This window comes from Pseudomonas tohonis, assembly GCF_012767755.2.
Taxonomy (GTDB): Bacteria; Pseudomonadota; Gammaproteobacteria; order Pseudomonadales; family Pseudomonadaceae; genus Metapseudomonas; species Metapseudomonas tohonis.
Genome location: NZ_AP023189.1, coordinates 1,696,272 through 1,722,434, shown reverse-complemented (window position 1 = coordinate 1,722,434; position 26,163 = coordinate 1,696,272). Strand labels below are relative to the sequence as shown.

Here is a 26,163-nt window from a genome sequence, read left to right as displayed (position 1 = left end):
TCGCCCCTACAGGGACGGTGCATCCGGTGTGTTCGGTGCATCGAGGGCTGTAGGAGCGAATTCATTCGCGAAAAGTGCACCGCGGCCCGGGCTTCGGTCCAGCGCCATCACCCGCTCCGCCTGGTGGATGAAAAGAGCGTCATCCACGCACCGGCACGCTTCGCCAACCTACGGCTTCGGCCGCTCGTAGGCACCCAGGTCGCAACGGGCCACGCCATCGCCGTCGCCGTCACGCGGGCGCTTGGAGCCGCGCTGGTCATGGGCGGTGCAGGTGCCGATACCGGCATCCACCGCCGGGCTGCGTGGGCGCAGGGCGTGGGTCTGGGTCAGGCCGTTGTTGTCCGCCAGGGGGTAGAGCACCTTGGTGAGGACGTCGGTCTGCTCCACGTACAGGTCGCCGGTGCAGTTGCCGGGCCCGGTGCCCAGCAGCAGGCCGATGGCCTTGTATTGCGCCTGGGCGCCCTGGTTGTCGCAGTTCATCGGCGTCTCCAGGCCCTCGTCGAGGTTGCCGGCGATGATGCTGTTGCGCAGGGTCACCGAGCCTGTGTTGATCAACCCGTATCCGCCGCTGTTGTTGGCGATGGTGACGTTCACCAGCAGCGCTTGCGGGCTGGCGCTGATCCAGGGCTGGCCGTTGTTCAGGGTGGCCTGGGCCCGGTAGTACTGGGTGTTGCCGCTGAGGGTCGAGTTGACCAGGGTGAGCGTGCCGTCGTTGCCGATGGCCGAGCCGAAACTGGACCCGTTGCCGCTGAAGGTGGTCCGCGCCACGTCGGCCGTGCCGCGGTTGTAGAGGCCGCCGCCGTAGCCGGCGTCATCGTCGTCGCTGGCGGAGTTGCCCTGCACGCTGCTGTCGCGCAGCAGCAGCTCGCCGGTGTTGTAGATGCCGCCACCCAGGCCGAAGTGGCCCTCTCCGGCCCCGGCGCGGTTGTTGGCGATGACCGAGCGATGCACGGCCAGGCGCCCGTCGTTGGCGATGCCGCCGCCATTGCCGGGGCTGAAGGCTCCGGTGGAGCTGTTGCGGCTCACTTCCACCTGGCGCAACACCACCTCGCCATGGTTCTCCAGGGCGCCGCCATAGGTGGAGCTGTGGCCACCGGTGAGGCGCAGGCGCTCGAGCACCACGCGGGCGCCGTCGAACACCTCCAGCAGGCGGTCGTTGGCCTGCGGGGTGCCGCTGATCACGGTCGCGGCCGGGCCCTGGCCGATGATTTCGAGGGAGTCGTGGATGTCGAGGTCGCCATTGAGGTTGTCGTCTTCGTCGACGACGTCGCCCTCCTCGTCGCGCCCCGCCGGCAGGCTCAGGCGATAGGTCTGCGCCTGGAGCAGGATGCGGTCCGGGCCCGGCGCGGCGTTGGCGGCGGAGATGGCGTCGCGCAGCGAGCAGTGGGCATCGCAGACGCCGTCGTAGCTGTCTTCGGTCTGGTTGACGACGAAATCGGCGGCGCGGGCGGCCTGGCTGCCCAGTGCGAGGGCGACGAGGGTGGCGGTGGCGAGGGGGGAGATGAGCGGCTTGTGCATGAGCTGTCCTGCGTGTCGAGGACAGGGCGTCCACGGGACGCACGGCGGCCCTGCCCTGTCGGTTCCTTGGGGCGCGGACACGACGCGGCTTCCGCTCCAGCCGCGCGACGGCTCGTCACGCGGCTAGTGATGGACCGGGCGTTTTCGGCCTTGGTTCCGATGGATTTCGCCCGCTGGTCGCTCAGGACCCTCGAGGAAGGGGGCGGATAGAGGGCTATGCGGGATTCCGGTGCTCGCGGCAGATCAGCACCTCGTCGCCGGCGACCAGGGGTTCCTCGGTCAGCCCGCAGAAGGGCAGGCCGTCCAGGGTGCGGTGGAAACGGCAGGTGCGGCACAGGCCGAACGAGGGCACGTCGACGCTGCGCTGGACGTTGCGCAACAGGTCGCCGAGCAGCGCCTCCAGTTCGCCGGCGGCGGGGCCCATGCGCGCGGTGGCGGCGGCGAGGAAGTCCGGCGGCAGCACTGCACCCAGCAGCTCGCGGGCCGACGGCGTGAGTTCCAGGTGCACGCTGCGACGGTCCTGCAGGTCCGGGCGCTTGACCACCAGGCCCTTGGCTTCCAGCGCCTTGAGCGACTGCGACACGGTGCCCTTGGTCAGCCCCAGATAGTCGGTCACTGCCAGCGGCGTGTCGGAATAGCGGTTGCAGCGGGCGAGGTAGAGCAAGGCGCTGAACTGGATGGGCTGCAGCTCGGCCAGCAGCGGGTGCTCGCGGAACCAGACGCGGGTGAGGCTGGACAGGCGCTCCAGCAGATCGAAGAGCACGGCATTTCTCCCGATAGATTTTGTCGATGGATAGTATCGAATAAAAACTATATCGGCCAAACCTCAGCGGAGGTAGTCTCGCCCCTGAAGGTATCGGATCGATACCAATAACGGAGAAACGCCATGACCCAAGCTCGCTACTACCACGCCGGTTGCCCCGTCTGCGTCGAAGCCGAACGCACCCTCCTCGGCCTGCTCGACCCGAAGGTGCAGGTCGAGATCATCCACCTCGGCGATGTGCCGGCCCGCGTCGCCGAGGCGGAAGGCGCCGGCGTGAAATCGGTTCCCGCCCTGGTGGTGGACGGCCAGGTGCTGCACCTGAACTTCGGCGCCGCCCTCGCCGATCTCAAGTAACCCGCCGGCGGGTCGCGTTCGCCATCGCGACCCGCTCCTCCACGAGGCCCCCATCATGCAGATCCAGGTATTCGACACCCACGTGCGCACCCGCGACGGGCGCTACCTGCACTTCGACGTGCTCATCGACTCGGCCGAGCAACCCCGGGCCGAGCACTTCGCCCGCGACTGGCTGGGCAGCCTCGGCCTGGCCGACGCCGACATCGCCCAGAGCCAGTGCCTGTACTGCCACAGCGAGTCGGCCCCGGAACCGATCGCCACGGCCATCGCGCGCGACGGCTACTTCATCATTGCCCTGCAAGGCTTCGAGGCGGCGTCGTGAACGCCTACCAACCGCTGCACTGCGATCTCCACGACTACCTGGAGATCGCCTGCCTGCGCGGCTACCGGCTGCGGGTGGAGTTGACCGACGGCGAACCCTTCGAAGCCCGCGCCCTGACCACCCGTACCGCCGCCAGCAAGGAGGAATTCCTGCGCTTCGACGACCTGCGCGAAATACGCCTCGACCGGTTGCTGGCGATCACCCCGCTGGACCCCGGCGCCCCGTTCGGCCGGGTGCGGCTGGCGGGCGCGGCCTGCTCGATCCCGCGATGACGGGCCGCACAGGCTTCACGCTCGACAGCCACCTCAGCGCCCCAGGTTGGCCGCCGCCCAGTCGCGCTGGCGCGCCAGCACCGAGGCGACGGGTTCGCCCACCAGCGCCTCGTAAACCGAAGGGGCGGTGGCGCCTTCGGTGTTGATCAGCAGCACCCGCGCGTTGGCGTCCAGCCCCAGCAAGGCGGCGAGCTCGGGTTCGGCCAGCAGGCGCAGCAACCCGGCGAGGCCCGCGGCGCCGGATTCGCCGGCGATCACCGGGATGTCCCGCGCGCTGCCGGCGGCGAGCACGCCCATGGCGGCCACCGCGTCGGCGTCCTCGACCTTGAGGAAGGCGTCGATGCTGCCGTCGAGGAAGCGCCAGGCGAGCGGCGAGGTGGCGCCACAGGCGAGCCCGGCCATCACCGAATCCACCGAGCCCGTGGCCCGTGCCGGCTCGCCCGCGAGGGCGCTCTGGTAGAGGCAGTCGGCCTGGCTCGGCTCCACCACCAGCAGGGTCGGGCGCGAGGCGCCGCAGCGCTCCCAGTAGTAGCTGGCGATGCCCGCCGCTAGGCCGCCGACGCCGCCCTGCAGGATGATGTGGGTGTAGGCGTCGACGCCGGCGGTCTCGATCACCTCCTCGGCGATGATGCCGTAGCCCTGCATCACATCGCGGGGGATCTCCTCGTAGCCCTCCCAGGACGTGTCGGCCACCACCTGCCAGCCATAGGCCAGCGCCAGGGAGGCGGCCTCCTCCACCGAGTCGTCGTAGTTGCCGGCGATGCGCCGTACCTGCGCGCCGTAGGCGGCGATGGCGCGCTCGCGCTCCTCGCTGACTTGGGCGTGGAGCACGATCACGCAGTCGCAGCCGATGCTGCGGGCGGCGGCGGCCAGGGCGCGACCATGGTTGCCGTCGGTGGCGCTGACCACGGTGAAGCCGGCCAGGCGCGAGCGGTGCTCGCCGGCCAGCAGGCTGGCGGCGTCGAAGTCCTGGGCGGGGAAGCGCCGCAGGATCAGGCGCACCAGGGCGATGGGGGCGCCCAGGGCCTTGAAGCTGGCGAGCGGCGAGCGCAGGGATTCGTCCTTGATGCACAGCCGCGCGATGCCCAGGCGCGCCGCCAGGTCGGGCAGGCTCCAGAGCGGCGTCGCACGCGGGCTCAGTTCCGCCCAGCCGGCCAGCCGGGCGCGGTCCTGGCCGGCCTGGGCGATGTTCATCAGCGCGCGCAGCTCCGTGGGGTAGCCAGCGTGCACGGCGTGGGGGTTGAGCAGCAGTTCAAGCGGCGCGGCAGTGGCCGGGGCCGGCAACGCCGGCATCTCGCCGACCGCCGGGCGATGCTGGGCCGGTCGCGCGGCACCGAGGCGGTCCACCACCAGGTCCAGCAGCAGGCGCGCACCGGCCAGCAGTTGGTCGTCGTCGGTGGACTCACGCGGGTTGTGGCTGATGCCGCCCCGGCTGGGCACGAAGATCATCGCCGCCGGGGCGATGCGCGCGATCATCTGCGCGTCGTGGCCGGCGCCGGAGGTCATGCGTCGGTGGCTCAGGCCCAGGCGCCGGGCGGCGCTTTCTATCGCTTCCACCAGCTCGCCGTCGAACACCACCGGCCGGGTACGCGCCAGGAACTGGCTGTCGATCTGCACGCCACGGTGCTCGGCGAGTGAGGCAAGGTAACCCTGCAGGCGCCGCTCCACGCTCTGCAGGCGCTGCTCGTCGGGGTCGCGCAGGTCGACGCTGAAGCTGGCCAGGCGCGGGATGACGTTGATCAGGTTGGGCTCGAAGCGCATGCACCCGACGGTGGCCAGGGTGGTGCCCGACTCGTCGGCGATCAGCCGCAGCTGCTGGACGATGGTCGCCGCCACCAGCCCGGCGTCGTAGCGCAGGCGGGTCGGGGTGGTGCCGGCGTGGTTGGCGTGGCCACGCACCGTGACCTGCTGCCAGGAAATGCCCTGGAGGTTCTCCACCACGCCGATCTGCAGGTCCTCGGCCTCCAGCACCGGGCCCTGCTCGATGTGCAGCTCCAGGTACTCGTGCACGGGGATGCCCCCGGGCTCCAGGTCGCCGGCATAGCCGATGCGGCGCAGCTCGTCGCCCAGGCGGCTGCCGTCGCTGCCGACGATGTCCAGCGCCTGTTCCACGGGCAGGCCACCGGCGTAGACCAGGGAGCCGAGCATGTCCGGCTGGTAGCGCACGCCTTCCTCGTTGGTGAAGGCGGCGACTGTGATCGGCCGCAGCGGCTCGATCCCCGCCTCGCGGAAGGCCCGCACCACCGCCAGCCCGGCGAGCACGCCGTAGCAGCCGTCGAGGGCGCCGGCATTGGCGACGCTGTCGATGTGCGAGCCGAGCATCAGCGCCGGCGTCCCCGCCGCACCGCCCGGCAGGGTGCCGAAGAGGTTGCCGATGCGGTCGATGCGCACCTCCAGCTCCAGCTCGCGCATCCAGCTCACCAGGAGGTCGCGCCCAGCCTTGTCGGTGTCAGTGAGGGCGATGCGGGTGCGCCCACCGCTGTCGTCCGCCCCCACTGCCCCCAGTTCGGCGAGCTGCGCCAGGAGCCGCTCGCCGTCGAGGCGGGGCAGAGGGGGTTCGGGGTGTACGGCCATGTGGGGTGCTCCGGGTTGGGTGGGGAAACCGAGGTGGTGAAATAATATTTCCCACCCGCTGCCGTTCTTTTGCGTTATTGGCGCTTCCAGCGGAATTTCATTTCACACTTGTGCGACCTGACCAGGCGATTGCAACCATGACCCTCGATGACTATGACCGCCGCCTGCTCGCGGAAATCCAGCGCGATGCGACCCTGCCCCAGAGCGAGTTGGGCGAGCGGGTGAACCTTTCCGCCGCTGCGGTGAACCGGCGGCTGAAGCGCTACCGCGACGAGGGCATCGTGCGCGGCCAGGTGGCGCTGGTGGAGCCGGAGCACCTGGACCACCCGCTGACCCTCGTGGTGCAGGTGGAGGTGGAGAGCGAACGCATCGACCTGCTCGACGCGATGAAGCGCAGCTTCGCCCGCTGCCCCCAGGTGCAGCAGTGCTACTACACCGCCGGCGAATGGGACTTCGTGCTGATCCTGGCGGTGCGCACCATGGAGCAGTACACCGAGCTGACCCGTCGCCTGTTCTTCGAGAGCAACAACGTGCGGCGCTTCAAGACGCTGGTCTCCATGAGCAACGTCAAGGTGGGGCTGGAGATCCCCACCGACGCCGAGGCGCCTCAGGGCGCGGCTTGCTCGTAGGCACCCAGGTCGCAGCCGGCGACACCGTCGCCGTTGCCGTCCTGCGGGCGCAGGACCTTGCGCTGGTCGCTGGCGGTGCAGGTGCCGACCCCGGCGTCGATGGCCGGGCTGCCCGCGCGCAGCGGGTGCAGGGGCGGCGCGCCGGGCGCGGCGCTCAGCGGCTCGAGCACCCGGGTGAAGGTGAGCGCGTCGTCCAGCGGCAGGTCGGCGCTGCAACCGTGGCCATCGCTGCCCAGCATCAGGCCGCGCACATCGAAGGAGCGGCCCTGGTTCAGGCAGTTGCGCACGAACACCTCGCTGTCGTCGTTGATATGGCGGTTGCCGGCCACCAGGCTGTTGCGCACCGCCATGGAGGCGAAGTTCATCAGCCCGTAGTTGCCGTTGCCCGCGATGGTGACGTTGCCCAGCAACGCCTGGGCGCCCTCCCCGCCCTGCCCCTGGGGCCGGCCGTTGACCAGCACGCCACGGCCGAAGTAGGTCGGGTTGTTGCTGAGGGTGCTGTTGACCAGGCGCAGCACACCGGTGTTGAGGATGGCCGCGCCGAGCCCGCCCTCGCCTTGGCTGTTGCGCACCAGGGTGCTGCGGGCGATGTCGGCGAGGCCCTGGTTGTAGAGGCCGCCGCCAAAGCCGTTGTCGACGCCGTTGGAGCTGTTGTTGTGCTCCAGCGTCGAGTTGCGCATGCGCAGCTGGCCGGCGTTGTAGAGCCCGCCGCCGCGGACTTCGTCGGTGGTTTCGGAGAAGGCCTGGTTGTCGACCAGGTACGAGGAGCGGATGTCCAGCCAGCCGTAGTTGGCGATGGCACCGCCCCAGCCATGATCGGGGCCGGGGTCGATGGCGTAGACCTGGTTGTCGCGCAGCTCGACGTGCTCCAGGGTGGTCTCGCCCTCGTTGAGCAGGGCGCCGCCACGGGTGGCGCTGCGGCCGTTGCGCAGGCTCAGTTGCTCAAGGTGCAGGCGCGCGCCTTCGCTGACGCTGAACAGGCGGCCGTGGCGACCGCCATCGAGGAGGGTCTTGCCGGTGCCCGCGCCCACCAGGGTCAGCTCGCCGCTGACCACCAGCCCGTCGTCGGCACCGGCACGGGCCGCATCGCCGGGGCCCAGGACGTAGCGCCCCTCCGCCAGCTGGATGCGATGGCTGCCGGGTTGCGCGGCGGCATAGGCGATGGCCTCGCGCAGCGAGCAGTCGGCGTTGCACACGCCATCGTCGCTGTCACCAGTCTTGCTGACGCGGATGTCCTCGGCGAGCGCCGGGGAGGCGAGGCCGAGCATCAGGGAAAGAAATGCGCTGCGGGTGGATCGGTCGGGCGCCATGGGGAAGTCCTTCTGCGGTGGCTGGGCGGGTGCCGAACGCGCCCTTCCCTGGGCCGACCAGAAATGGACTGCGCGGCGCCCCGGTTGTCCCCCTTGCCGGGCGACGGGCCGACGACAGGTCGCCGGCCACGCGGCCCCTGACCATTGGCGGTCTTGAACCGCCCGGGCGAGTTGTTCAGAATCGCCGCCTTTCGAAAACCGAGCAGTACCGACAATGAAGAAAAATCTGAGCCTGATCGCCCTCTGCATCGCTGCCTCCGCCCCCGCCTTCGCCGACGAGCAGGCGCAATCCAAGGGTTTCGTGGAGGACAGCAGCCTGAACGTGCTGCTGCGCAACGCCTACATGAACCGTGACTACAAGCACGGCAAGTCCGACCGCATGGAATGGGGCCAGGGCTTCATCGGCAACTTCAGCTCCGGTTTCACCCAGGGCACCGTCGGCTTCGGCGTCGACGCCTTCGGCCTGTACGCCCTGCGCCTGGACGGTGGCAAGGGCCGCGTCGGCGCTGCCGGCATCGACTTCTTCAAGCCCGGTGACAGCGGCCACGCCCAGGACGACATCGCGCGTGCCGGCGCCGCCATCAAGGCCCGCATCTCCAACACCGTGATCAAGGTGGGCGACCAGATGCCCGCCCTGCCGGTACTGAGCTACGACGACTCGCGCCTGCTGCCGGAAAGCTACACCGGCACCCTGATCACCTCGAAGGAGATCGAAGGCCTGGAACTGAACGTCGGCCGCTTCAACGCCGAAGCCCAGAAGAGCGCCGAGGCCCGCGACAGCGGCGGCCTGAAGCGCATCGACGTGTACGGCGGCAGCTACAAGTTCAACGACCAGTTCAGCACCTCGCTCTACGCCTCCGACGTGAAGGACGTGCTGAAGAAGCAGTACCTGAACCTGAACTACATCATCCCGGTGGCCGACGACCAGTCCGTGACCCTGGACTTCAACGGCTACAAGACCCGCCTGGACAAGGAATTCGCCACCAACGACGCGCGCGACAACCGCATCTGGAGCCTGGCGGCCACCTACGCCCTGGGCGGCCACTCCTTCACCCTGGCGCACCAGCGCAGCAGCGGTGACATCGGCTACCTCTACGGCGGCTACCAGAGCGGCGACTACATCGGCGACGGCGGCACCACCATCTGGCTGGCCAACTCCTACTGGTCCGACTTCAACGGCAAGGACGAGAACTCCTGGCAGGTCGCCTACGGCCTGGACTTCGCCGAGTACGGCGTACCCGGCCTGAGCTACCGCGTGGCCTACGTGCGCGGCGACAACATCGACGCCGGCCAGGGCGGCCGCGGCCAGGAGCGCGAGATCTTCAACCAGGTGCAGTACGTGGTCCAGGAAGGCCCGGCCAAGGACCTGAAGATGAAGCTGCGCGGCTCCATGCTGCGTGCCTCCAACAACATCAACAGCTACGTCGACGACGGCAACGAAGTCCGCGTATTCGTCGAGTACCCGGTCAATATCTTCTGATCGAGCCCTCGCGAACCAAGAAGCCCCGGCGTGAAAGCGCCGGGGCTTTTTTGTGGAGCGGGAAAAGTGGAGATGGACAGGATAAGCGGTGGGCTGGAGCCCACCCTACGCGCCACCCTACGCCCACCCGATGCCCCCCCCTGCGCGCGCCATAAAAGCATCGCGAATGAATTCGCGCCTACGACGGGCTCCCCGCTTCAACCTCGACCCGCGCACAAAAAACCTGTCGATCGGTGCCGCAACCGACTAATGGCCTGGCGCCATCAGCCAAAGATGGGCACCATGCGCGCCCGGCGGCCTGGCCGCCCTGGATGAAGTCGTACCGATAAAGGAATGGATGTGAAGATGTTCAAGCGCACGGCCGCCATCGTCGCGGTGGCCCTGGTGGCGGGGGGTTGCTCCACCCGCACCTATTTCAAGCTCCCGGAAGACACCAAGGTCTCGGTCTACGAGCGCCCCCAGCAGTTCAGCCAGGGCATGGTGACCACCCGCCCGTTCTTCTGGAGCTCCGCCGGCGGCATCCCCTACAAGCTGACCGACAGCCACGGCACGCTGGTGCAGCAGGGCAAGCTGCGCGCGCGCTTTCGCGTGGCGTCGATCTTCTGGCCGCCCTTCGCGATCATCTACTGGCCCATGGGCTTCGGTCAGCGTTGCTACGACCTGACCGCCGCCCAGCCGCAGCAGTGCACCAAGGGCGACCTGATCCAGCTGCGCCGCGACCAGCGCCTGGCGGACTGATCCACCCAGGCAGGAAACAAGGGAGCCCCAGGGCTCCCTTTTTCATGGGCGCGCGCCGGGCGTCACGGCGCCTGGCCGATGGAGGCGCGGTAGAGCGCGGCCTCCTCGTCCAGCCAGCGCCCGAAGTCCTCGTGCTTCTGGCCCACGCCCTCGCCCGACTGCCACACCCGCCAATAGGGAAAGGCGTAGGGCACGCTGATGCCGGTGAGTTGCACCAGCTCGCCCCGTGCCAGTGCGCCCTGTACCAGGCTGCGGCGCTCCAGGGCGATGCCCTGGCACAGGCGCAGGGCCTCCAGCACCAGGTTGGAGTCGTTTATCCACAGGCCCAGGTCCGCTGGCGGCTCGTCCACGCCGGCCGCCTGGCACCAGCGCAGCCAGGGCTCGGCGGTGCGGATCAAGGGCAGGCGCAGGGCCTGCTGGGGTGTCTGCGGCAGGTCGCCGCCATTGAGGCGCGGCGAGGCCACCAGCAGCAGTTCGTCGTCGAACAGCCGGCGCCGCTCCAGCCCCTCCCAGTTGCCCTGGCCCATGCGGATGGCCAGGTCGATCCCCGACTGGCGCAGGTCCTGCACCCCGAGGCTGGCTTGCAGGTGGATGCGGTAGAGCGGGTGGCGCGCCTGGAAACGCGGCAGGCGTGGCAGCAGCCACTGGGCGCCGAAGGACGGCATCACCGCGATGGTCAGCGCCTCGCGCTCGGGGCGGTCGCGCACCAGGCGGGTGGCTTCGCCGATGTCCTCCAGCGCCCGGCGGATCTGCAGGGCATAGAGGCGGCCATCCTCGTTCAGGCGCAGGCCGCGCCCTTCGCGGACGAACAGCGGCAGGCCGAGCAGCAGCTCCAGCTGCTTGATCTGCTGGCTGATGGCCGAGTGGGTGACGTGCAGCTCGGCGGCGGCCCGGGTGATGCTGCCCAGGCGCGCGACCGCTTCGAAGCTGCGCAGCGAGGCCAGTGGAGGCATGTGGTTCATGTAAGGAAAACTAACAGGAATCGGCAGAAAGTATCGATATTCACGGCACCGGCGCGCCGCTATTTTTTTGGTGAGCCGCCCACCTGGTCGAGGCGCTGCCTCCAATCCGTCGCCAAGGAACCTGTTAATGAAACTGATCGGTATGCTGGATTCCCCTTATGTACGCCGGGTCGCCATCAGCCTGCGAACGCTCGACATCCCCTTCGAGCACGAGGCGGTTTCGGTGTTTCGTCATTTCGATGCCTTCAAGGCGATCAACCCGGTGGTCAAAGCACCCACCCTGGTGCTCGACGATGGCGCCACGCTGATGGATTCGAGCCTGATCCTCGACTACCTGGAAACCCTCGCCGGGCGCAGCCTGCTGCCCGCCGCGCCAGCCCCGCGCGCCCATGCCCTGCGCGTGGTCGGCCTGGCCCTGGCGCTGTGCGAGAAGGCGGTGCAGATCGTCTACGAGAAGGAGCTGCGCCCGCAGGACAAGCAGCACGCGCCCTGGCTGGAGCGGGTGCGCTACCAGTTGCACGCGGCCTGCAGCGAGCTTGCGGCGGAACTGGCCCGCCGCCCCCTGGGCGAAGGCGCCGCGATCGGCCAGGACGGCATCAGCCTGGCGGTGGCCTGGGGCTTCGCCCAGTTGGTGATACGCGAGGAACTGGAGCCGGCCGGCTACCCGTCGCTGGCGGCCTTCGCCGAACGCGCCGAGCGGCTGCCGGCCTTCCTCGCCACGCCGATGGCTTAACAAACCTTCACAGTTCCACGACAAAGCAGGCAATATTCGCCGCCGGTGGCTGCCTAGGATGGGCAGCTCCGACGGCCTGCCGCTCGCGACAGGCGACCACCATTCCGACAGGGACAGTCGCCATGACACTCACCCGCCTCTTCGATTCGCTGCTCGCCTTGGCTGGCGTGCTGGCGCTGGCCGGCACCCTCGCGGCGGCCGACTGGCAAGCCCTCGCCCGCCTCGACGCCAGCCACGCCCAGGACCTGTTCCTGCCCCTTGCCGCCAGCGACAAGCGCCCGCCCCTGGCCCTGCCGGCCAGCCTGGAGCTGCCCCAGGCCGGGCCGCTGGCACGGTCGCTGCTTGGCAATCCGGCGCGCTACGTGTTCTGAGCCGGCGACCGGCGGGAGCGGAAGACCCATGGCGCGAAACCCGGAACATGCCCTGGCGGACCTCGGTCAACTGCTGGGAGAGATCAGGAACTGGCCCTGCATCAGCGAGCCCCGCCCCGGCAGCTTCTACCTGGGGCAGCGGCCGTTCTGCCACATCCGGGTGCGCGGCGCCCGGCGCTGGGTGGATATCCGTACGCGGCGCGCCTGGCTGCCCCGGTTCGACCTGCCGCCGAACGATGCGCAGAGCCGCCTGGCCCTGCGTATCCTGCTGCACCAGGCGTACCGGATAGATCGGCAACCCCTGCGTTCAAGGAGAGAAGGATGAAGATGTTACGCAGTGCCCTGTTGGCCTTCGGCCTGCTGGCCTGCACCCTCGCCCAGGCCTCGGAGGCGCAGAAGATCGAGCAGGCCAAGGCCGCCGCGAGCGCCTGGCTGGCCATCGCCGACAACGAGGACTACCTGCGCAGCTGGCAGCAGGCGGCGAGCCTGTTCCGTCACTCGGTGACGCGCTACGACTGGACCAACCTGGCGGTGGACCTGCGCTCGCCCCTGGGGCCGGTGCGGGCACGCACGCTGCAGTCGGCCAAGTACGCGACCCAGCTGCCGGGCCTGCCGGACGGCGAGTACGTGATCCTCGAATACCGCAGCAACTTCGAGCACCACAGCGAGGCGGTGGAGACGGTGACGCCGATGCGCGACACCGACGGCCAGTGGCGGGTGGCCGGGTACTACGTCGATTGAAAGAGGCCGACCCGGGCGGGTCGGCCAGGCACGGCCTACAGGACGAATTTCGCGACGACGGCCGCCACGCCCAGCACGGCCAGGACGATGCCGCCGATCAGCACCAGGCGCCCGGTGCGATCCTCGCTGGAGGCGGCCACTGCGGGCGCCTCGTGTGCCGGCGCGGCGGCGCGCAGCGGATTGGCCACCGCCGGCTGGCTGGCCGGACGTGGTGCAGCGACCGGCTTGGGCAGGTCGATCACGCGGACGAACTGGGTGGCGTCCTCGTCGGCGGCCTGGCGCACTTCCACCTTGGGCCCGATCACCAGCAGCGTCACCGAGGCCATGCGCACCTGGTCACCCGGCGCCAGCACCGCGGTGCCGACCTTCTGCTGGTTGACGAACACGCCGTTGGCCGAGGCCAGGTCCTTAATCTCCAGCACGTCGTCCTTGAGGAAGAACTCGGCATGGCGACGGGACAGCTCCAGGTCGCTGAAGCACAGCTCGCACTTCACCGAACGGCCGAAGGTCATGGAGCCGGTGACGTGGAACTTCTGCCCCTCGTGCTCGCCCTTGATCACCTGCAGGAACCAGCGCGCGGTGGGCGCGGCCTTGGGCTTTACCTTGGCCGGGTCGACCAGCAGCAGCTCCAGAGTGCCGATGCGCACGCGGTCGTCGGAGCGCAGCTGGTAGCGCGCACCGATGCGCTCGCCGTTGACGAAGGTGCCGCTGCGGGTACCGCAGTCGGTGAGGTAGTAGAGGCCGTGGTCCTGGCGGATCTCCGCATGGAAGGGGCTGACCTCGGCCTCGTTGAGTACCAGGTGGTTGCGGGCGTCCTGGCCGATGGTGAAGCGTTCGTCCGCCAGCCAGACCGGTTCCTGGCGATTGTCCGCGAAGTGAATCCTGAGCATGTCCGAAATCCTTGATCCTGGTTGCGCCAAGCCGATCACCCAGCTGGCCCGTCGATGCGCATCAGTCGAAGATGCGGTTCCATAAACGCTTGACCGGGTTGGCGGTCTGTTGCTGCTGCCGCGCCTGGCTGCGTACCACCTGGGCCTTGCGCACGCGCTTGGCGTGGTCGGCCTGCAGCTGCAGCAGCTGCGGGTCTTCCGGCGCCACCGCAAGGCCACCCTTGATGTATTCCTGGGCCAGGGCGAACTCACGGTGGCCGTAGGCTTCCTCGGCCAGCAGGGCGAAGCGCCGCGCCACCTGTTCGAGGCCCGCGAATGCGCGCGGGTTCTCGGGTTGCAGGGCCAGCGCCTGCTGGTAGTAGGCCACCGCGCTGTCGCCCTCGGGCTGCAGCAGGCGGTCTTCGGCCAGGCGCTGGTCGCCCAGGGCCACCAGGGCGTCGACCCGGGCCTGCAGCACGCGGGCCAGGCCCTGGGTGGCGGCGGCGTTGCCGGCATCCAGGGCCAGCACCTGGTTGAAGTAGTGCTCGGCGCTGTCGCCGGCCGGCTCCACCAGGCTGCCGGCGCTCAGGCGCAGTTCGGCCTGGGCCAGCAGGTCGTCGATCTTCTTCTGTTGCAGCAGGTGGTAGCCGAGGCCGCCGCCCATGGCGAGCAGCAGCACGCCCAGCAGGGCCCAGCCCCAGATCGGCATGCCACGGCGCGGGGCCGGCTGCGCGGGGGCGGCCGGCGCTGCCTTCGCCTTGCGCGCGGGGTTGGCGTCGCGGGGGGCGGCCTTGGGGGCGGGGGTCAGGCGGGTGTTGTCGAGCTCGCCCTCGTTGAGTTCGGCCAGGCTCGCCAGCAGCACGCGGCAGTCGGCGAAGCGCTCGTCGGGGTCCTTGGCCAGCATGCGGTCGAGCAGGAACTGGTAGCGCTCCAGGGCGCCGTGCAGGCGCGGGGGCTCCTGCTGCACATGGTTCATCACCGTCTGGGTGTAGCTGGAGCCACGGAAGGGATTGGTGCCACCGAGCATCTCCAGGAGGATGACGCCCAGGCTGTAGATGTCGCTGCGCGCGTCCAGCGGCTGGCACTGGGCCTGCTCGGGGCTGCTGTAGGCGGGGCTGCCGACTGCGACGTTGTACTGGGTCAGCTCGCTGTCGAGCTCCAGCTCCTTGGCGATGCCGAAGTCGCTGAGCACCGCGGTGCCGTCCTCGCGGAAGAGGATGTTGGCCGGCTTGATGTCGCGGTGGACCATGCCCTTGTCATGCACCACCACCAGCGCGGCGGCGATCTGCCGGACGATGTCCAGCGCCCGCTGCGGCTCGAAGCGCTCGCCCCGGTGCTGCGCCAGGTCGCCACCGGCGACGAACTCCATGGCGATGTAGTAGCGCCCGTCGGCGAGCTGGCCGATGTCGTGGATGGTGATGATCGAGGGGTGGTGCAGGGACGCGACCAGGTGCGCTTCCTTGATGAAGCGCTTGGCAAAGGCTTCGTCGTCGAGGCGTTGCAGCACCTTGATCGCCACCTGGCGATGCAGCGACTCCTGGGTCGCGAGGTAGACCTCGGCCATGCCGCCCTTGCCCAGCCGGCCGTGCACGCTGTAGCCGGGTATTTCTAGCAAGCTGTCATTCATAGGGAGTCGATGCGCGTCGGATTCATCGTGGTTTTCGGGGGTTGAACAAGCGGCTGAGGAAGGAACGCGGGGGTGGGGCCTTGGCCGGTTCCTGCTCCTGCGCGGGCAGGCCCAGCACGATGCAGGAGATATTGTCCCTGCCGCCATGGCTATTGGCTAGTACGATCAGCTGATCGACCATACCGTCCAGCGTCCGGGCCTTGTTGCACTGGGCATGGATCTCCTCGTCGTCCAGCTCGCCGCTGAGGCCGTCGCTGCACAGCAGCAGCAGTTCGCCGGGGAGCAGGCTGCCACTGAGCAGGCCGACCTCCAGCGCCTGGTCGTCGCGCCCCAGGCACTGGGTGATGACATTGCGCCGCGCATCGGTGCGCGCTTGCTCGGGGGTCATCTGGCCCGCGTCCACCAGCGCCTGGACCCAGCTGTGGTCGCGGCTGATCTGGTGGATGCCGGCGGCGTCGATGCGATAGGCGCGGCTGTCGCCGACCCAGGCCAGTTCGAAATCGGTGCCCTGGAAGCGCACCGCCACCAGGGTGGTGCCCATGCCACGGCGCTCGTCGTCGAGCCCTTCGGCAGCCTCGAGCACCGCGAGGTTGGCCGCGTGCACGGCCGCTTCCAGGTCGAGGCCCCGGGTCAGCTCGCGCTCCAGGGTCTCCAGGGCGATGGCGCTGGCCACTTCGCCGCAGCTGTGCCCGCCCATGCCGTCGGCGACCGCCCAGAGGCCGAGCGCCGGCCTGCACAGCAGCGCATCCTCGTTGTGATCGCGAACCCGTCCGGCGACCGATTGCGCCGCATAGCCCAGGGGTTCCTGGCCAGGCGTCATTCCCATGCTTTCCCGTCCGTACTGCCACCGCGTGAACTCATCCGGCGCCGCGCCCGGGGGCCCGTCACCGCAACACCGCATGATGCGATCACGGGCGTGCGCTGTCGCGGTTTTCCATGCCCAAGTGTTAAGCAGTCGAGGCTTTGCGCGGGCCTGCAGGTCGCCGCTTCCCGACTATGCTTCTGGGTGTAGCAGCAAATGGCCGGCTCTGGCAGCCGAAGGAGGTGCGGGTGATCGAGAGCGTTGCATCGCATGGATGCGCCACCCCCAACCCCTGACGGAGAAGCAGCATGAGCAAAGGCATGAACGCGAAGAAGGAAAGCAAGAAGAAGCCGCTGAAGAGCGCCCATGAGAAGCGCATGGCCAAGCGTGACAAGAAGCATGGCGATGGCCTGCTGGGCAGCCACGGGGCATTGCCCTAGGGCGTAGCGGCAAGGGGGAAGGCGGCCCGGGCGAGCCCGGCCGCCATCCATGGGTTCAACTCGACAGCGCTCGGTACCGGCCACCCGGTGCCGGGCGCTTTCGCATGCGGGCGAACCGCGCGCCGTGGCACGGGTCGAAGCACCTACTTTCCGGGGTCCGAGGACGATCGATGGTCTACCAACGTACCAATGCATGGATGCTCGCGCTGGGCCTGCCGCTGCTGCTGGCCGGATGCGCCTCCCACTCCTGCGACGAGCCGATGTCGGGCGAGCAATGCCGCGAGGAGCGCCTGCTATACCAGAACGACATGCTGCAGGCGAAGATGCTGGTCGCCTCCGGCGAGCCGGACAACTTCGAGCTGGCCTCGGCCCTGCTCAGCCGTGCCGAGGCGCAAGACCAGCGCGGCGAGGTGCCCTTCTACCAGGCGGTGCTGAAGATCCACGAGGGCCCGCAGGTGGAGGAAGTGCTCAGCCTGCTGGAACGGGCCGCCGCGAAGCACCACCCCCACGCCACCGCGCTGCTCTACAAGATCTACGCCGAGCCCTTCCTGATCAGCGAGGCGGACCCGCTGAAGGCCGAGCTGTATCGCGCCGACTACGCCAACCTGGACGTGGCCAAGAGCGGCTACCCGTCATTCGAGAAGGCCCTGGCGGTGGTCAACGCCCTGGTCGCGCCCCCGCCGCCCGCCCCGGCACAGGAGCCGTAGCGGCGCGCCTGCGGCAATCCACCGTCCTCCCCCGGGCGACGACCTGTTGCACAATCCCCCGCCGAGCCCGGCGCCAGACCGGGCCATCGCTTCGCCTGCGCGTGTAGACCTGACCCGGGTCCCCGGACCCCACAGCGAGGTTTACCCAATGAGCATCACCTCCAGCGGCATCTGCGCCGCCGCCGACCAGCTCAACGGCTTCGTCGGCTTCAACACCAAGACCGGGCGGCACATCGTGCGCTTCAGCGAGGACTCGTTCGGCATGGATGTGGACAACGACAGCATCATGCCGGCCTGCGAATTCGTCTGGCAGCCCCACGGCGACCGCACCATGACCCTCAAGCGCGAGCTGATCCAGCTGCTGCTGGAGCAGAACATCGACGATCGCCTCAATGTCACCGAGCCCCTGCGCGTCTACATGCGCCGCAAGGACCTGCCGGAAATCACCGCCGAGCGCCAGCTCAAGCCGTCCACCCTGACGGCCTGAGCCGTTTCCCCCGCGTCGCACAGCGCTGCCTGCCCGCGCGGCCTGGCGGGCCGTTGAAGAAGGCAGGCGAGGCGGCGCGGTCGTTCTTCGACAGGGGCTAGACCTTGATCACCACCGCCGGCTGCGGCACGCCGTCGGCGTCCAGTTCGTAGCAATAGGCTTCCTTGAGATCGGCCTTGCCGCTGTCGGTGTAGACCAGCAGGCGCTTGCCGTCGGTGCGGGTCTTGACCAGGCCGTAGGCACTGCGGCTGAAGGCGAAGAAGTCGCCACGCTTCTCCGCCTTCTCCTTGTCGGAAAGATGCGCCCAGCCCTCCAGGCGGAAGAAGGCCACCAGCTCGGTGACGAACACCAGCGGCTCGTCCACCCGCGAGTAGCGGCCGAGCGCGCCCATCAGGGTGGCGCGGGGGTGGATGTACTCGTTCATCGGGTCATCGCCGCTGGAGACGATGTTGACGATGGCCTCGACGCGCTTGAAGAAGCCGCCGGAGAAATCCGCCGAGCCGTGGTGCGGCACCTTGAAAACCTCCGCGCGCAGGTCGATCTCGCCGGCATCGTGCTGGCGCGCCAGGGTACGCCCGGCTTCGTCGTTGAGGTCGCCGCAGAACAGGTAGTTGAAGCCGCCGTAGCGCAGGCGGAAGACGATGGAATGGCCATTGATGGTGTGCGAGGCGGAAAAACCGGCGAAACCCTCGGCGCCGATGTCGAGGGACTCGTGGCCGACGCGCGGCCCGGACGGCGTGCTGCCGAGGAAGGGCAGGCCGCTCGCCCCACCGGCCTCGCTGAGCAGCGGGCCGAGCACCTGCACGTCGATGTCCTCGTCACGCAGGAAATCGAAGGCGTCGTGCTGGCCCTCGGACAGGCGGCGGAACTTGATGCCGGGGCGCCCCAGCTGCGCAGCCCGTGCCTCCCAGGCCTCCAGCGCCTTGCGCCAGGCGCGGAAGTCGTTGTTCATCTCCTCGGCCGGTACTTGCAGGGGGCTGTCCAGCAGCGGCGTGAGCAACTTGAGGCCGTCGGCGTCCAGGGTGGGGCCGAGCAGTTCGGTTTCCTTGCGCCCGGTCTTCGAGCGCTTGACCAGGCCGTTGTGGTAGATGCGCCGAGGCTCGATGAACAGGCGCTTGCGCGGTTCGTTGTTGGTCTCCGAGCGCTGGATCTGGGTCAGGCCGGAGAAGTGGTCGGCATCGCCGTGGGTGACCAGGATGCAATCGATCACCTTGGGCGCCTCGGCGCGGGAACCGCGATAACGCGCGGCCAGGTAGCGCGCGAACATCTGGTTGTCGCCACCATCCACCAGCATCACCTTGCCGCCGGGGCTCTCGATCACCGCGCCATCGCCCTGCTGCACGTCGACGAAGTTGACCTTGAGCACCCGGCTGTCCGCCCGCGGGATCACCAGGTCGGCCGGTTTCAAGCGACGCCCGTTGCGGCGCGCGGACTTCGGCGGCACCAGCCAGGCCTCGGTGGCGACCGGCAGGATGCTGCCGTCGGAGCGCTCCTGGTAGGTGTAGGTGGCGATGCGCAGGTGGGTGTCGGTCACCTCCAGCACATCGACGTAGTCGCCCCAGGCCAGGGTGTAGAGCAGCTTGCCGGCCTTGGGGGCGTCGTAGACGTTGGCCAGGTCGACGGCAAGCACGGCGGCGGTGGTGGTCATGCTCAGGCTCCTTTTGCGCATGGTGGGCGCGCAGGAGCATAGAAGAGCGATGGGCAGGTTGCCGGCCGTACGGCGAGGTCCCGACGAAGGTCGGGAGCGCTCAGTCGTCGGCGGCGGGGTCGAGGCCCGGGAACAGCACCTCGGTGAAGCCGAACTTGGAGAAGTCGGTGATGCGCGAGGGATACAGGCGGCCGATCAGGTGGTCGCACTCGTGTTGCACCACCCGCGCATGGAAGCCCTCGACGCTGCGGTCGATCGGCCTGCCCTCGGGATCGAGGCCCTGGTAGCGGATCGCCCGGTAGCGGTTCACCGCCCCGCGCAGGCCGGGCACCGAGAGGCAGCCTTCCCAGCCCTCCTCCAGCTCATCGCCCAGGGGCGTGATGACCGGGTTGAGGAGAATGGTGGGCGGCACCGGCGGTGCGTCGGGATACCGCTCGCTGCGCTCGAAGCCGAAGATCACCAGTTGCAGGTCGACGCCGATCTGCGGTGCCGCCAGGCCGACGCCGCCGACGTGCTCCATGGTTTCGAACATGTCGGCGATCAGGCGCTGCAATTCATCGCTGCCAAAGAGTTCGGCAGGCACCGGAGGGGCGACGCGCAGCAGGCGCGGGTCACCCATCCTGAGGATTTCTCGGATCATCGGTCACTCTCCGCAGGGCCGTTGAAAGGAACGGATGAAGCCAGCAACCACGCGGCTTTGCAAGGCTCCAGCGCAACGCGACGGGCAAGCGGGACGGCCGGCGGCGAAAGCCTTTTGGCGAGATGCGAATAAATCTGTAGGCAATCCCCGCGAGGACGGGTATGGTGTTGCGCACTGTGCTGCATGTGTCACCGTAAATCGATCCACGGTTTCAACCCTTCGATTTATCCACTCTTTGCGCTCAGTCCGGCCTGGAAAGTTCCAACGCCGTGTCAACTTTGTTCAAGGAGTTTCAAAATGGCTGATCGTCAAACTGGCACCGTCAAGTGGTTCAACGATGAAAAAGGCTTCGGCTTCATCACCACCGATAACGGCCCGGACCTGTTCGTTCACTACCGCTCCATCCAGAGCGCCGGCTTCAAAAGCCTGAAGGAAGGCCAGAAGGTCTCCTTCATCGCCGTGCAAGGCCAGAAGGGCATGCAAGCCGACGAAGTACAAGTGATCTGATCACTGCCGTACAAGGAAACCGGCCTTCGGGCCGGTTTTTTTTTCAGGGTATTTTTTCACCGCCGAGCCCTGCGGCACTGTCCTTGAAAAGGAGCCCCCATGCGTATCAAGAACTCCCACAGCAGCAAGCCCAAGCCCCCGCCCGCCGTCGAGACCAGCGAGTCGATCGCCGAGCAGGTCGCTGCCTTCCTGAAGTCCGGTGGTGAAATCCAGAAGATCGCCAAGGGCGTCAGTGGCCAAGGCGCGCCGAGCCGCCACATCCGCATCGGCAAGTAACGCCCTTCCGCGCCCCCTGGCGAGTGAGCACGCTCATTCGCCGGGCGCAGCTTCGACACCGCGCCATCCCCTCCCCGCCTGCATCCCCCCTTCGCCCGCTTCACCTCGCGCAACCGCCCGGCGGCGGCGCCTCCCGCTCCTGCCCGCAGTATTAGACTGACTATCAGCGCCACAGGGACCGTCAGCCAACCAGGGGGCCGATCCACCGCGAAACGGGAGGTTTGCCATGAACCGCCACTACTACATCAGCGACAACCTCAACGACCTGGAAAAGGTCGAGACCGAACTCGAAGCCAGCGGCATCGACACCGAGCAGATCCACGTGCTCAGCGAGCGCGATGCCGAGGTCGAGCGCCACCACCTCCACGATGTCTCCTCCCTGATGAAGAAGGACGTGGTCCATTCCGGGCTGGTCGGCAGCCTGATCGGCCTGGCCCTCGCAGCCCTGGTGGTCTGCGTCGCCTGGGCCAGCGGCTGGACCGAGACCCGCGCCGGCTGGATCCCCTTCCTGTTCCTCGCCGCCGCCCTGCTGGGTTTCAGCATCTGGGAAGGCAGCCTGTTCGGCATGCAGACACCCAGCGCCGTGTTCAAGCGCTTCGAGCAGCGCCTGCACGAGGGCAAGCACGTGTTCTTCGTCGATGTGAAACCCACCCAGGAAGCCGTGCTGCAACAGGTGGTCAGCCATCACCCGATGCTGCGGATGGCGGGAACCGGCAGCGCCCCGCCGGATTGGGCGATCGCCGTCCAGCACCAGCTGCATCGCCTGCGCAAGATGATCTGAAGACGCCGCGCTCAGATGCCCGCCGCGCTGCTCCGGGCTTCCGCCACCAGCCAGTCGATCAGGCGACGCAGGCGCTCGCCGGGTGCGGCCTTGCGGCTCCAGGCCAGGCGGTATTCCCAGGGCGTGGCGATGCGATGGTCCGGCCCGAAGGGCAGCACCAGCCGCCCCTGGGCGACGTCGTCGCCTGCCAGCGCGGTGGAGCCCAGGGCGAACCCCTGGCCGGCGACCGCGCCCTGGATGGCATGGCCGATCAGTCCGAAGCGCATGCCCGCCGAGGCGTCCACGCCGGGGCCCACGTTGCTGTCGAACCAGTCGCCCCAGCTGGGAATGCTCAGGCGGGTGGCGCTCTTCCAGGTGGCGTGGATCAGGCGCGCGCCCACCAGGTCTTCGGGGCGGCGCAGGGGATGCTGCTCCAGGTAGGCGGGGCTGCACACCGGGAAGAAGGCCTCGCGGAACAGCAGCTCACTGGAAGGCAGGCGGGTGCCGGCGGTCACGAAGCGGATCGCCAGGCTGGCTTCGCCGCGCTCCAGGTCCACCAGCTCCTCGGTGGCCTCCAGGCTCAGGGTGATGTCCGGGTTGGCAGCTGAGAACTGGTTGAGCCGCTTCATCAGCCAATGGGACGCGATGGAAGGCGCGCAGCTGATGTGCACCGGCCCCTCGCGGTCGCCGCGCAGCTCATCGGCACCACGGGCCAGCAGCTCGAAGGCCTGGGAGACGGTGGCGGCCAGGCGCCGGCCGTTGTCGTTGAGGGTCACGGTATTGCGCGTGCGGTCGAACAGGCTGACGCCCAGCTCCTCTTCGAGCAGACGGATCTGCCGACTGACCGCACCGGGGGTGACCGAGAGCGCCTGGGCGGCCTCGGTGAAATTGCGGCAGCGGGCCGCCACCTCGAAGGCGCGCAGGGCGATGAGCGAAGGCGTTCGCATGGGTTCTGCTTTGAGTTGAAGTCAAAGCATGATGACAAAACATCGTTTGAATGCAAGGTGGCGTGACGCGATCCTGCCCGCCTTGGCCGCGAGTCTGCGGCCCCTGCCCTGCGAGACCGATGATGAAAGCCCGCCGCCTGCCCCTGGACCTGTTCGCCTGCAGCCTGATGCTGGTGCTGTGCCTGATCTGGGGGTTCCAGCAGGTGTCGATCAAGCTGGTGGACGACGACGTCTCCGCGATCATGCAGCTGGCGATCCGCTCCGGTGTCGCCGCCCTGGTGCTCGGCATCATCACCCTATACCGCGAGGGCCGCGGCGCCTTCAGCGACGGCACGCTGCTGCCTGGGCTGGGCGTGGGACTGCTGTTCGCCCTGGAATTCCTCTTCATCTCCGAAGGCCTGGTGCGCAGCACCGCCTCGCACATCGGCGTGTTCCTCTACACCGCCCCGATCTTCGCCGCCCTCGGCCTGCACCTGATCCTGCCGGAGGAGCGCCTGTCGTCCCTGCAATGGCTGGGCGTGCTGGTGGCCTTCGGCGGCATCGCCCTCGCCTTCCTCGGCAACCCGGGGAACGACGCCGGCGCCACGCTGCTGGGCGACGCCATGGGCGTGATCGCCGCCATCGCCTGGGGCGCCACCACCGTGCTCATCCGGGGTTCCTCGCTGTCCGAAGCGGCGCCGGTGAAGACCCTCTTCTACCAGCTCGCCGGCGCCGTGGTGCTGTTGCTCGCCGTGGCCTTCGCCACCGGCAAGACCCAGTTGCACCTGAGCGACCGGGCCCTGCTCAGCCTCGGTTTCCAGGTGGTGGTGGTGGCGCTGTTCAGTTACGTCGCCTGGTTCTGGCTGCTGCGCCGCTACCTCGCTTCGCGCCTGTCGATGCTGTCGTTCATGACGCCGCTGTTCGGTGTCGGCTTCGGCGTGCTGGTGTTGGGCGAGCCACTGACCACCCCCTTCATGCTGGGCGCGCTGCTGGTGCTGGCCGGCCTGCTGCTGGTCAGCGGCGCCGAGCTCGTGCGTGATCGCCTGGCCCGGCGCAGGACGGCGGACGCCGGCACCTGAGCGACAAGGGCGCACTTTCGCGCGAACGGCCCGGCTGCTAGCCTGTCGGCCGTTTTGAACGAAGTGAGGGAAGCACTTTGAGATCCACCCTGCTCGGCCTCTGCCTGCTGCCGGTCCTGGCACAGGCCCAGGTCTTCAAATGCGTCGGCAACGATGGCACCACCAGCTACTCCGCCGTGCCCTGCCCGGCCAGCGAAGGCCAGTCCACGCGCATCATCGAACCCGCGCCGCCCTCCGGCGTGGCACCGCCTCCGGTGAACCTGCCGCAGGTCGACATCCAGGGCAGCGCCGGCCAGCCACGCCCGCGAAACGACGACGGCGGCGAAGATAACCGCTCATCGGCCCGAGGCTCGCGCGTCACCGTCATCGAGGACAGCGCCAGCCAGAGCCGCGACGCACGGGTCAGCGAGATGCGCGAGAGAGCCGAGCGGGAAAAGCGCGAGAGCTATGACCGCGACTACGACCGCAAGCGCATGCAGCAGATGGAGCAGCAGATCCGCCAGTTGCAGGAGCGGAACAAGACCAGCCCCCGCTGAAAGGTCGCCACAGGGCGGCTGATCGGCGGCACTCGGGAACCTTCCCCACCGCTCGCCAGTCAGTGAGTACGAGGCCGGCTGACCGACGGCCTCAAGCCTCGGGCCCAATACAGTCGCCGCTGGGGGCCCGAGGCTGTTCCCCTTCCCTGCGGCCTGTCATCTCCGCATACAGTTTCCCCACGCCGGGGCGTTCCACCGCGCGCCGTCCTGTTCGATCATGCCGCGCGTCCCAGGGCCACGCTCGACAGGCCCGGCCACCACGGAGTAGTACCCCGATGAAACCCGCCTCCCGCTTCACGTCCTTCGCCCTGGGCAGCGTCCTGATGCTGGCCCTGGGTGGTTGCGACCTCGCCGAAGAATCAGCCAACAAGCTCGCCGACAAGGCCCAGCAAGCCGCCGAGAACGTCGCCCGCGAAGCCATCAGCGAAGCGGTGGAGCAGGTCAACAAGCAGGTGGACGAGGCGCAGAAATCCGCCAAGGACTGGCTCGGCAAGCCGCAACCGGGCCAGGAGCAGGAGCAGCTGCCGCAGCAGGCCGACAAGCGCGAACCCGGCGAGGACGAACAGATGATGCCGCCGGTCCAGGGCGTCGAGACCTGATGGGACGGGAGGGCCGCTCGCGAGTGAGCGCGTCCGTGCGATAGCGGCGCTGCGCGCCGTGGGCGGCTGGAGCCGCCCCGGCATCACGGCCTTCTGCAATGCCATGGACGCAGGCATAAAAAAACGGCCATCAACCCAGGCTGATGGCCGTTTTCGCTGCGGTATATCAGGCGTTGAAGTAACGCGGCAGCGGCGTCTTGTGCAGGTTCTTCAGCGACTCCACCGGCGGCACTTCACCCAGCTCCAGCGCCATGTCGCGCTTGATGGTGCTGATGGTCCACTCCAGTTGCTCGGCGACCTTCAGCGCAGGGACCACCCGCTGGAAACGGATGCCGTCCTTCTCCAGCGCCACCACATAGCCGCCGTCGGGGCGCAGCTGGGCGCTGAACTCATAATCCGGAAAGGCCTTGGCCAACTTCTTGATGTCGAGACCCATATCATTCACTCCCAATGAGCTTTTTTATCCTGAGGGGTTTCATTGCAGCCGTCGTGCCAGTTCTCTGACAACGAAAACCCCAGATAAATCAATGGGTTGAGAATTTCACAAGACGCGAATTCCGTGCAAATTGCCCGATCGAACGGTTTTCGACCGGGCAAAATGCAATGCACGGCGCCAGGAGAGGGGCTCAGCCGACCAGCTCGATCCGGTCGTCATGGATGCGGATCAGGCCCTGCTTGTAGAGGCCGCCGATGGCCTTCTTGAAGTTGCCCTTGCTGACGCCGAACAGCCGCGAGATCACCTCCGGCGGGCTCTTGTCGCTGACGTCCAGGGCACCGCCGGCCTCGCGGAGCTTCTCCAGGATCTGCTCGTTGAGGCCGCTGGCCAGCTTCTCACCCACCGGCTGCAGGCTGAGGGCGATCTTGCCGTCTGCGCGCACCTCGCGGATGAAGCCCTTCTCGCGCATGCCGCTGCGCAGGAACTTGAAGATCTCGTTGCGATGGATGAGGCCCCAGTGGCGGTCGTTGATGATGGCCTTGAAACCCATGTCGGTTTCGTCGGCCACCAGCAGCTCGACCTCCTGGCCGACGCTGTAGCGCGCCGGCGTTGTGTCGAGGTAGCGATCCAGGCGCGCGGTGGCGGTAATGCGGCGGGTGCGGCGATCCAGGTAGACGTGCACCACGCAATAGTCGCCGACCTGCAGCGGGCGCTTCTCTTCCGAATGCGGCAGCAGCAGGTCCTTGGGCAGGCCCCAGTCGAGGAACAGGCCGATGCGGTTGATCTCCACCACCTTGAGGCTGGCGAAACCGCCGACCTGCACCTTGGGCTTCTGCGTGGTCGCGATCAGGCGGTCCTCGCTGTCCAGGTAGACGAAGACGTTGAGCCAGTCGCCGATCTCGGTGCTCTGGTCCTTGGGGATGTAGCGCTTGGGCAGGAGGATCTCGCCATCCTGGTCGCCGTCCAGGTACAGGCCGAATTCGGTGTGCTTCACCACCGGCAGGGAGTTGAATCGCCCGATCAGAGCCATCTTGCTTACCTCAATGAACAAGGCCGG

At 68.3% G+C, this 26,163-nt stretch carries 32 protein-coding genes and 1 pseudogene; 19 read left to right on the top strand and 14 right to left on the bottom strand.

Annotated features, from left to right (window positions below; all coding sequences use genetic code 11):
• Positions 1–168: 168 nt before the first annotated feature.
• Positions 169–1,518 carry a CSLREA domain-containing protein gene (locus HSX14_RS08035; RefSeq protein ID WP_173176516.1) on the bottom strand — a complete coding sequence of 450 codons (1,350 nt, stop codon included), beginning with the start codon at positions 1,516–1,518 and terminating at the stop codon, positions 169–171.
• Positions 1,519–1,732: 214 nt separating this feature from the next.
• Complete coding sequence (locus HSX14_RS08030; RefSeq protein ID WP_173176514.1) at positions 1,733–2,281, bottom strand: MarR family winged helix-turn-helix transcriptional regulator; 549 nt, start codon at positions 2,279–2,281, stop codon at positions 1,733–1,735.
• 123 nt (positions 2,282–2,404) lie between these two features.
• Here HSX14_RS08030 and HSX14_RS08025 point away from each other — a divergent pair, with 123 nt between their 5' ends.
• The 3 genes from HSX14_RS08025 to HSX14_RS08015 are packed head-to-tail and all read left to right on the top strand — an operon-like array spanning position 2,405 to position 3,229.
• Positions 2,405–2,635 (top strand): thioredoxin domain-containing protein, encoded by a 231-nt coding sequence (locus tag HSX14_RS08025; RefSeq protein ID WP_173176512.1) that lies wholly within the window; start codon positions 2,405–2,407, stop codon positions 2,633–2,635.
• 55 nt (positions 2,636–2,690) lie between these two features.
• On the top strand, positions 2,691–2,957 hold the full coding sequence (locus tag HSX14_RS08020) for a DUF2024 family protein (protein ID WP_173176510.1): 267 nt from the start codon (positions 2,691–2,693) through the stop codon (positions 2,955–2,957).
• Positions 2,954–3,229: a Rho-binding antiterminator gene (locus HSX14_RS08015; RefSeq protein WP_173176508.1), complete on the top strand. Its 276-nt coding sequence runs from the start codon at positions 2,954–2,956 to the stop codon at positions 3,227–3,229. Before HSX14_RS08020 ends, HSX14_RS08015 begins: the two co-directional genes overlap by 4 nt.
• A gap of 33 nt (positions 3,230–3,262) precedes the next feature.
• Here HSX14_RS08015 and HSX14_RS08010 read toward each other — a convergent pair whose 3' ends face one another.
• The gene (locus HSX14_RS08010) at positions 3,263–4,522 is read right to left on the bottom strand and encodes a diaminopropionate ammonia-lyase (protein WP_173176560.1); all 1,260 of its coding nucleotides are present in this window, start codon (positions 4,520–4,522) and stop codon (positions 3,263–3,265) included.
• 30 nt (positions 4,523–4,552) lie between these two features.
• Positions 4,553–5,803: pseudogene (locus HSX14_RS08005) on the bottom strand (allantoate amidohydrolase); the annotation flags it as partial.
• A 137-nt stretch (positions 5,804–5,940) separates the two neighbouring features.
• Here HSX14_RS08005 and HSX14_RS08000 point away from each other — a divergent pair.
• Complete coding sequence (locus HSX14_RS08000; RefSeq protein WP_173176506.1) at positions 5,941–6,432, top strand: Lrp/AsnC family transcriptional regulator; 492 nt, start codon at positions 5,941–5,943, stop codon at positions 6,430–6,432.
• Here the strand turns inward: HSX14_RS08000 and HSX14_RS07995 are convergent.
• Positions 6,411–7,742 (bottom strand): CSLREA domain-containing protein, encoded by a 1,332-nt coding sequence (locus HSX14_RS07995; RefSeq protein ID WP_173176504.1) that lies wholly within the window; start codon positions 7,740–7,742, stop codon positions 6,411–6,413. The genes HSX14_RS08000 and HSX14_RS07995 overlap by 22 nt on opposite strands.
• 214 nt (positions 7,743–7,956) lie before the next feature.
• Between HSX14_RS07995 and HSX14_RS07990 the strand changes: the two genes are divergently transcribed.
• Both HSX14_RS07990 and HSX14_RS07985 read left to right on the top strand, forming a co-directional pair.
• Entirely contained in the window at positions 7,957–9,222 is a 1,266-nt protein-coding gene (locus tag HSX14_RS07990; RefSeq protein WP_173176502.1) for an OprD family porin, read from the top strand.
• Between the two features lie 345 nt (positions 9,223–9,567).
• Complete coding sequence (locus HSX14_RS07985; protein ID WP_173176500.1) at positions 9,568–9,960, top strand: hypothetical protein; 393 nt, start codon at positions 9,568–9,570, stop codon at positions 9,958–9,960.
• A 62-nt stretch (positions 9,961–10,022) separates the two neighbouring features.
• Here the strand turns inward: HSX14_RS07985 and HSX14_RS07980 are convergent, their stop codons facing one another.
• On the bottom strand, positions 10,023–10,922 hold the full coding sequence (locus tag HSX14_RS07980; protein WP_173176498.1) for a LysR substrate-binding domain-containing protein: 900 nt from the start codon (positions 10,920–10,922) through the stop codon (positions 10,023–10,025).
• A 127-nt stretch (positions 10,923–11,049) separates the two neighbouring features.
• On the opposite strand from HSX14_RS07980, the gene HSX14_RS07975 reads away from it, so the two are divergent.
• The 4 genes from HSX14_RS07975 to HSX14_RS07960 all read left to right on the top strand — a co-directional run bounded on the left by HSX14_RS07975 (position 11,050) and on the right by HSX14_RS07960 (position 12,767).
• Positions 11,050–11,655, top strand: coding sequence for a glutathione S-transferase (locus tag HSX14_RS07975; RefSeq protein ID WP_173176496.1), 606 nt, complete (start codon positions 11,050–11,052; stop codon positions 11,653–11,655).
• A 122-nt stretch (positions 11,656–11,777) separates the two neighbouring features.
• Positions 11,778–12,026 (top strand): hypothetical protein, encoded by a 249-nt coding sequence (locus HSX14_RS07970; protein ID WP_173176494.1) that lies wholly within the window; start codon positions 11,778–11,780, stop codon positions 12,024–12,026.
• Positions 12,027–12,054: 28 nt separating this feature from the next.
• Positions 12,055–12,351, top strand: a complete 297-nt coding sequence (locus tag HSX14_RS07965; RefSeq protein ID WP_173176492.1) for a hypothetical protein — start codon at positions 12,055–12,057, stop codon at positions 12,349–12,351.
• Positions 12,348–12,767 carry a DUF4019 domain-containing protein gene (locus HSX14_RS07960; RefSeq protein WP_173176490.1) on the top strand — a complete coding sequence of 140 codons (420 nt, stop codon included), beginning with the start codon at positions 12,348–12,350 and terminating at the stop codon, positions 12,765–12,767. Before HSX14_RS07965 ends, HSX14_RS07960 begins: the two co-directional genes overlap by 4 nt.
• Before the next feature lie 35 nt (positions 12,768–12,802).
• On the opposite strand, the gene HSX14_RS07955 is transcribed toward HSX14_RS07960, so the two are convergent.
• The 3 genes from HSX14_RS07955 to HSX14_RS07945 form a co-directional block, all read right to left on the bottom strand.
• Positions 12,803–13,657, bottom strand: a complete 855-nt coding sequence (locus HSX14_RS07955) for an FHA domain-containing protein (protein WP_173176488.1) — start codon at positions 13,655–13,657, stop codon at positions 12,803–12,805.
• Positions 13,658–13,718: 61 nt separating this feature from the next.
• Positions 13,719–15,263: a serine/threonine-protein kinase gene (locus HSX14_RS07950; protein WP_173176486.1), complete on the bottom strand. Its 1,545-nt coding sequence runs from the start codon at positions 15,261–15,263 to the stop codon at positions 13,719–13,721.
• A gap of 22 nt (positions 15,264–15,285) precedes the next feature.
• Positions 15,286–16,083 carry a PP2C family protein-serine/threonine phosphatase gene (locus tag HSX14_RS07945; RefSeq protein WP_173176484.1) on the bottom strand — a complete coding sequence of 266 codons (798 nt, stop codon included), beginning with the start codon at positions 16,081–16,083 and terminating at the stop codon, positions 15,286–15,288.
• Between the two features lie 290 nt (positions 16,084–16,373).
• Between HSX14_RS07945 and HSX14_RS31390 the strand changes: the two genes are divergently transcribed.
• From HSX14_RS31390 to HSX14_RS07935, 3 genes are all read left to right on the top strand, one after another.
• The gene (locus tag HSX14_RS31390; protein ID WP_256604897.1) at positions 16,374–16,505 is read left to right on the top strand and encodes a hypothetical protein; all 132 of its coding nucleotides are present in this window, start codon (positions 16,374–16,376) and stop codon (positions 16,503–16,505) included.
• Positions 16,506–16,675: 170 nt separating this feature from the next.
• Positions 16,676–17,212, top strand: a complete 537-nt coding sequence (locus tag HSX14_RS07940) for a hypothetical protein (protein WP_228723557.1) — start codon at positions 16,676–16,678, stop codon at positions 17,210–17,212.
• Positions 17,213–17,360: 148 nt separating this feature from the next.
• Positions 17,361–17,699: a DUF2025 family protein gene (locus tag HSX14_RS07935; protein ID WP_111264850.1), complete on the top strand. Its 339-nt coding sequence runs from the start codon at positions 17,361–17,363 to the stop codon at positions 17,697–17,699.
• A 97-nt stretch (positions 17,700–17,796) separates the two neighbouring features.
• Here the strand turns inward: HSX14_RS07935 and HSX14_RS07930 are convergent, their stop codons facing one another.
• Together HSX14_RS07930 and def are read right to left on the bottom strand one after the other, a co-directional pair.
• Entirely contained in the window at positions 17,797–19,347 is a 1,551-nt protein-coding gene (locus HSX14_RS07930) for a ComEC/Rec2 family competence protein (RefSeq protein WP_173176482.1), read from the bottom strand.
• A gap of 100 nt (positions 19,348–19,447) precedes the next feature.
• Positions 19,448–19,987, bottom strand: a complete 540-nt coding sequence (gene def / locus HSX14_RS07925) for a peptide deformylase (RefSeq protein ID WP_173176480.1) — start codon at positions 19,985–19,987, stop codon at positions 19,448–19,450.
• A gap of 297 nt (positions 19,988–20,284) precedes the next feature.
• On the opposite strand from def, the gene HSX14_RS07920 reads away from it, so the two are divergent.
• The 3 genes from HSX14_RS07920 (at position 20,285) to HSX14_RS07910 (ending at position 21,551) form a co-directional block, all read left to right on the top strand.
• A complete protein-coding gene (locus HSX14_RS07920) occupies positions 20,285–20,494 on the top strand; it encodes a cold-shock protein (protein WP_021216916.1) in 210 nt (69 codons plus the stop codon).
• A 99-nt stretch (positions 20,495–20,593) separates the two neighbouring features.
• Positions 20,594–20,770, top strand: coding sequence for a hypothetical protein (locus tag HSX14_RS07915; protein ID WP_173176478.1), 177 nt, complete (start codon positions 20,594–20,596; stop codon positions 20,768–20,770).
• Between the two features lie 226 nt (positions 20,771–20,996).
• Positions 20,997–21,551 (top strand): magnesium transporter, encoded by a 555-nt coding sequence (locus HSX14_RS07910; RefSeq protein ID WP_173176476.1) that lies wholly within the window; start codon positions 20,997–20,999, stop codon positions 21,549–21,551.
• A gap of 11 nt (positions 21,552–21,562) precedes the next feature.
• Here HSX14_RS07910 and HSX14_RS07905 read toward each other — a convergent pair whose 3' ends face one another.
• A complete protein-coding gene (locus tag HSX14_RS07905; RefSeq protein ID WP_173176474.1) occupies positions 21,563–22,477 on the bottom strand; it encodes a LysR substrate-binding domain-containing protein in 915 nt (304 codons plus the stop codon).
• Positions 22,478–22,599: 122 nt separating this feature from the next.
• Here HSX14_RS07905 and HSX14_RS07900 point away from each other — a divergent pair, with 122 nt between their 5' ends.
• The 3 genes from HSX14_RS07900 (at position 22,600) to HSX14_RS07890 (ending at position 24,670) form a co-directional block, all read left to right on the top strand.
• Positions 22,600–23,535: a DMT family transporter gene (locus HSX14_RS07900; RefSeq protein ID WP_173176473.1), complete on the top strand. Its 936-nt coding sequence runs from the start codon at positions 22,600–22,602 to the stop codon at positions 23,533–23,535.
• Positions 23,536–23,612: 77 nt separating this feature from the next.
• Entirely contained in the window at positions 23,613–24,071 is a 459-nt protein-coding gene (locus HSX14_RS07895) for a DUF4124 domain-containing protein (RefSeq protein WP_173176471.1), read from the top strand.
• Positions 24,072–24,346: 275 nt separating this feature from the next.
• Entirely contained in the window at positions 24,347–24,670 is a 324-nt protein-coding gene (locus tag HSX14_RS07890) for a hypothetical protein (protein ID WP_173176469.1), read from the top strand.
• A gap of 166 nt (positions 24,671–24,836) precedes the next feature.
• Here the strand turns inward: HSX14_RS07890 and HSX14_RS07885 are convergent, their stop codons facing one another.
• Together HSX14_RS07885 and HSX14_RS07880 are read right to left on the bottom strand one after the other, a co-directional pair.
• A complete protein-coding gene (locus tag HSX14_RS07885; RefSeq protein WP_111260655.1) occupies positions 24,837–25,106 on the bottom strand; it encodes a DUF3509 domain-containing protein in 270 nt (89 codons plus the stop codon).
• A 190-nt stretch (positions 25,107–25,296) separates the two neighbouring features.
• Positions 25,297–26,136: a CvfB family protein gene (locus tag HSX14_RS07880; RefSeq protein ID WP_173176467.1), complete on the bottom strand. Its 840-nt coding sequence runs from the start codon at positions 26,134–26,136 to the stop codon at positions 25,297–25,299.
• Positions 26,137–26,163: the final 27 nt, after the last annotated feature.